Consider the following 3,333-nt stretch of genomic DNA (forward strand, 5'->3'; position numbering starts at 1 on the left):
CGTTATATTTCTGGAATAAGATGGCGTAACCGTATCAGTTATCAAAACAGCACGTGAGGCATCACACTTATTCTGAAAAGTTTCCCAGTTCATTATGCAGACATTTGATGTGTCATAGGAAACTTGTTTTACATTAACGGAATAAGAATAGTTAATGTATGTCGGGTTATTCACGTCAGATTGTTTTGATTCCACATTATAAGAAACAGCCTTATAACTGTTCTGTAGTATTTTAACATGATTGCCGTCACTGTCGGTTTGCTCAAACCACATATCAGGCTGGTTATAATCAGCCTTTACCGTTTCCGTAATGTTAGCAATGGCAATTGAATCAGCATTGTTAGACAGATAATACCCTGAACACATTGTGCAACTGGCATTTGTATAAAGCGAAAACTGAGAACCTATTGAGTCAGATTTAACCACATTAGCAGGAATGCTCAGAGTAGATAAGTCAGACGGTAAATTCACAGTCTGCCCGGGTGTTACTGTATCTGGCGTAGAATTGTTTCCTGAGTCTCCATTACTACCCCCGCCAGATGAATTATCATCACCACCATTGCCAGAGCCATCAGCAGCACGAACAGGCGTCCAGTGCCCATTCCACGAAGTATCATTATCATAACCGATACCAATACCCGAAAGTTCGTAAATGCAGTTTTCAAAATTTGCATAACGTGAGTCTCCTTCTTTCCAGACATTACTTAATGTGCCATCAAATGCGGGTTTACTTAAACATTCAGCGTCTGTAGTTGCATGGGTAAAGAAAGGAGCAAAAAATAAAGCAATAATTATTTTCTTCATTTATGCTACCTTAATAAGGGGTGGCAGACGCCACCCAAATGAATGGTTGAAGCGAAATAATGTTGAATTAGGATGCGCGGCTTACAAATTTCTTAAAGAGCTTAATTCCCACCGTAGCACCAACAACAAGAACAACAAGCGCCCATGCGTACCCGGACATTTCGGTTGCCTGAGCGGTTAAAGAATCAAAAGCAGCTTTAGCCTGACTGGTTGCATCATCTGCTGCAAAGGCAGATGAACCAATAACCAGAGTTGAGCCAGCAATGATTTTTGCAACGACTGATTTTTTCATGTTGAAACCTCAGATAGTTTTTTAAACACCAGAATAGAATGGGATATAACCCATCCAATACAATAAGCAGCAAAGAAGTAAGATAGTGCACTCATCTTTGACCACCACTAATAACGCCAAGGCCAAAACAAATAACAAGCCCGGCATTAAATATTAATTGATACAGAGAATCGAAGTCTGTTGCAGACATGTTTATTCCAGAAGTTCAAGAAGCATGTCTACGTTAAAACCACGGGATTGCTCACCTGTTTGTTTATCTGTATATGGAAAGCTACGTTCATAACCTGTAATTCGGCAGTGAATATCTGCTATCTCATCCCCCACACGGCCAAGTGATTTCTTGGACTTAATGCGTATAACTGGAGGGAAACTATATGCGTCAGCGGCAGGAGAAACCACTGTAGTGTAATAATAGCCGCCGCCGTTATTAAATCGTTTGATTTTTCCGGTAACAGTGGTTTCCAGATTTCCTAACTCACTCATATAAACACCTTTTATTAATCAACTATGCAACGCGTAAATGTGACGGACGTACATACCATGATGGTGCAACGCACTCCTGCACCTTAATTTCCCGTGTTTGTTTCACAATCACAGGAGAGAATTTAGAAACATTGCATTTCTGCGCAATGTCGATACCAATTTTTCGTAACCGCGCCCGATGTGTCTGAACCTGTTTTTTGTTGAAGTCAAATACATGACCGTGAAACCACTGTATTGCATACATTGCGGTAGTATTTGCTGCACGGGTGGTTTCAACAACCCCACTACTTACAAGATGATCACTGATAGTTTCAAAGTCCATAGCATTCACCGATAACTTTTTATCAAGTTCAAGAAAATCAGAATGTAACTTATTTAAAATGGAATAATCAGAAAGCCCCCAGTAATTGAGCGCATTCTTTTGCAAAAATCTGGATTTCAGCTTTTGCTCAAACCTTACGACCCCATTCTCTTTGCAGAAAGATATAATATCGAGTAGGTAATTGTATTCCCGAGATTGTTCGGAAAAACGATTCTTTATCTTTGTCAAAGAATGGAGTTCCATTTCATGAGCTTTATTGTAAACCGTTGGATATATGAGGTTTACATTGCCTTTTTTAGACAGCCAGTCAACGGATTTTCCATTGGAGTGTAGCCGTGGAACGCTGTTCCTGTAGGGTTGCGTAGATAAACCTGAAATATAGTCATCTTCATTCCCCTTACCTGCCGCCCTGTTCGAGGTGATATGTACTTCTTTAATAATTGCACCGTCAGCAACAAGAGGTGCTTTCTCATTCTCTTTTGCCTGGCCGGGCATAAGCCTCTTACATTTCGTAAACTGAGGTAAACCTATTTCAGCAAGGATCGTATTGAAAACCGATACACAGGAATCCAAAGTTGGAAGGCCAAATAAATTATCAAGACGCCCCCACCGGGAAGGATTTCCAGAGACTTTCAGCAATGAGCCTCGGATAGAGATCGAAACAACATCACAAAAAGATCCTTTGTGCTGAAAAGTTGGCTGACTCAGAGCTGACGCTTCCCCGCTTTCGAGGTGGATGCGCTGATAGGCAACATCACTCAAAATCGGTAGCTGAAAGCCAAAATCCTGTTCAATAGTCAGCCAGTCAAAAAACATTGAACACTCACCCTATACATGTATGCAGTTACGCAATGACAAAAATCTATCACGCATTACGCATGTATACAAGCATAATGATATGAGCGCATAAGTGTTTAACTATAATGACGGCAGAATACGACTGGAGAGCATAAGTGTTTAGCTTTATGCCAGCAGAAAACTACTGAGGTGTGGAATGGCAACTCCAAAACGAACAACTATGGCTATCGTGGCTGAACGAAAGCTAAAACTCGAACGGCTGGCGATCGATGCCAGTCATACCGCTGGACGTGCGATCACTTGGACTGATATCGTTAATCATCTGATTGATAATTATGCAAAAGATGCAGCAAAGGATCTGATTCACACAACCAAGTCCAGCGAGTAAGATTAGAAAAATACCGTGGGAAACCACGGTAAAGTTCGGGTGTCACAGAACCCCGAACCGCTTCGCGGTGCAAATGCACCCACAAATTCAACAGCACAAAGGAAATGCTACATGGCAACTCTTACGATACCCGTCTCGCTTTGTATTTATGATGATGTGAGTCTTACTGTATATCCTGTGAAAACAGGATATACACCAGAAATATCATACAAAGAACTAAATAATGCTTATATAGCTGGCATAAGA

5 protein-coding genes and 1 pseudogene are annotated in these 3,333 nt (G+C 41.0%); 1 reads left to right on the plus strand and 5 read right to left on the minus strand.

What is annotated here, in order from left to right; translation table 11 throughout:
- The 5 genes and pseudogenes from IM317_RS23555 to IM317_RS23570 all read right to left on the minus strand — a co-directional run.
- A pseudogene (locus tag IM317_RS23555) lies at positions 1 to 804 on the minus strand (hypothetical protein); the annotation flags it as partial.
- Positions 805 to 871: 67 nt separating this feature from the next.
- Positions 872 to 1,096, minus strand: a complete 225-nt coding sequence (locus tag IM317_RS23560) for a major coat protein (RefSeq protein WP_015979773.1) — start codon at positions 1,094 to 1,096, stop codon at positions 872 to 874.
- A gap of 91 nt (positions 1,097 to 1,187) precedes the next feature.
- Positions 1,188 to 1,286 (minus strand): tail virion protein G7P-2, encoded by a 99-nt coding sequence (locus tag IM317_RS24095; RefSeq protein WP_015979771.1) that lies wholly within the window; start codon positions 1,284 to 1,286, stop codon positions 1,188 to 1,190.
- Between the two features lie 2 nt (positions 1,287 to 1,288).
- Positions 1,289 to 1,579, minus strand: a complete 291-nt coding sequence (locus IM317_RS23565; RefSeq protein ID WP_015979770.1) for a hypothetical protein — start codon at positions 1,577 to 1,579, stop codon at positions 1,289 to 1,291.
- A 22-nt stretch (positions 1,580 to 1,601) separates the two neighbouring features.
- Entirely contained in the window at positions 1,602 to 2,717 is a 1,116-nt protein-coding gene (locus IM317_RS23570) for a phage/plasmid replication protein (protein ID WP_016157960.1), read from the minus strand.
- A 178-nt stretch (positions 2,718 to 2,895) separates the two neighbouring features.
- On the opposite strand from IM317_RS23570, the gene IM317_RS23575 reads away from it, so the two are divergent.
- Positions 2,896 to 3,087: a hypothetical protein gene (locus tag IM317_RS23575; protein ID WP_016157959.1), complete on the plus strand. Its 192-nt coding sequence runs from the start codon at positions 2,896 to 2,898 to the stop codon at positions 3,085 to 3,087.
- The last annotated feature ends 246 nt before the right edge of the window (positions 3,088 to 3,333 follow it).

It is taken from the genome of Enterobacter cloacae complex sp. S3, from assembly GCF_014930495.1.
Lineage (GTDB): Bacteria > Pseudomonadota > Gammaproteobacteria > Enterobacterales > Enterobacteriaceae > Enterobacter > Enterobacter asburiae_B.